Here is a 1606-nt window from a genome sequence, read left to right on the forward strand (position 1 = left end):
AAAAGTACGGGATGAAGGCAACGATTTTTATGATCGGCAAATCGATCGGACATAAGCACCATCTGACAGAGGAACAAATGAAGGAAATGGCACAGCACGGCATATCGATTGAAAGCCATACGATTGACCACCTTGAACTGAACGGATTAACGCCTCAACAGCAGCAAAGCGAGATGGCTGATTCGAAAAAGCTGTTTGACAACATGTTTCATCAGCAAACCACCATCATCAGCTATCCGGTAGGGCGCTACAATGAGGAGACGCTGAAGGCCGCTGAAAAAACAGGCTATCAAATGGGCGTGACGACAGAACCGGGCGCGGCTTCGAGAGACCAGGGAATGTATGCCCTCCATCGTGTGCGCGTGTCCCCAGGCATGTCAGGCTCGGCTTTTGGTGCGTACATCGAATCAATGAAATAAAAAAAGGCGGCGTTTAATCGCCGCCCCCTCCGCCGCCACAGCCGGAATCGCTGAAACCTCCGTCACTGCCGCATCCATCATGGTGCGAGCTATGATCTGAATAACCGAAATACCCGCTGTCCGCCTGCTGGCGGCTTTTATTATCCGATGGCTGCGGCTGAATGACTGAAAGAAAAACAATAATAGCTATTATCAATAAGATCACTATCACTTCTGGTCACTCCCTTTTTTCACCATATCTGTTATACGGATGAAACGCTGACCGGTTTCATTTCAAAGTGATTGATTCTTTCAGGCGGTCTCTGAGCCAGCGCTTTAGCACCCCACGTCCTTTGTTTGACAATAAAGTGCCGACACGCCAATACATAGGGGGATGAGGAGCGAACTGAAAATCAATCAATCTGAAAAACCAGCTTTTATCACGGGTGAGAGAGTCAATTTGAAGCTCGTCTTCACCTGCTTCAGAGCTGTAGGCACTTTGTTTCTGTATGTCCTCATCCTGCCGAACCGCCAAGATTTTCAAGGCTTCAGCCATTTGTTTGTAACCGCCCTCCAGCAATGATGCGCCAAGATTGTCAGCACGCACCTCCATCCATTGTGAACAAAAGGATTGATAGAGCTGGAACAGGATAATGATTGCCATAATGAAAGCCCAAAGCGCAATTTTGTGGGCCTCGGGATGGGTGATATGCTGCTCAAACAAGAGGAAAATCCCAACGACAGCTCCAAGATATAGAAAACGCAAAAGCTGTGATGACAGAACGTCACGTTTTTTGATATGAATCGCCTCATGGGCCAGAATGCCTTCAATGACACGCTGTGGAAGTGTTAGTGTGGCGCTTGTCAGGATGACCATTGACCTCCCGACATTCATGCCTACTGCCATTCCGTTGTAATCATCACTCTCCGTTTCGTATATGCGGACATGGGAAATGCCGGCCGATCGAAAAATCTTATCGGCCGCTGCCTGTACATGCGGATGATGACAAGGCTTGGCGTCCATCGCCGCCCGCAACACACGGTCTGACATATACATGTTGAATACCCAATACAGGATTACGGCAACAGCCATGACCCATGGAGAGGCGTGTAATGCGTATAACGCGAGCACCAATAAGGCGTAAGCGGATACCCCTCTTACGCTGGCGGCAAAATAAAGCTTACCGAGCAGCCGCTTCACATTTTTT

General features: G+C 48.8%; 3 protein-coding genes. 1 reads left to right on the forward strand and 2 read right to left on the reverse strand.

The window, feature by feature from the left end:
• The coding region (locus ACWHAR_RS20790) for a polysaccharide deacetylase family protein (RefSeq protein ID WP_452087693.1) at nt 1-419 on the forward strand (419 nt) is incomplete at its 5' end.
• Nucleotides 420-432: 13 nt separating this feature from the next.
• Here ACWHAR_RS20790 and ACWHAR_RS20795 read toward each other — a convergent pair.
• Both ACWHAR_RS20795 and ACWHAR_RS20800 read right to left on the reverse strand, forming a co-directional pair.
• Nucleotides 433-630 (reverse strand): hypothetical protein, encoded by a 198-nt coding sequence (locus ACWHAR_RS20795; RefSeq protein ID WP_017697236.1) that lies wholly within the window; start codon nt 628-630, stop codon nt 433-435.
• 57 nt (nt 631-687) lie between these two features.
• The coding region (locus ACWHAR_RS20800; RefSeq protein WP_452087694.1) for a M56 family metallopeptidase at nt 688-1606 on the reverse strand (919 nt) is incomplete at its 5' end.

The organism is Bacillus sp. LR--39 (genome assembly GCF_053613335.1).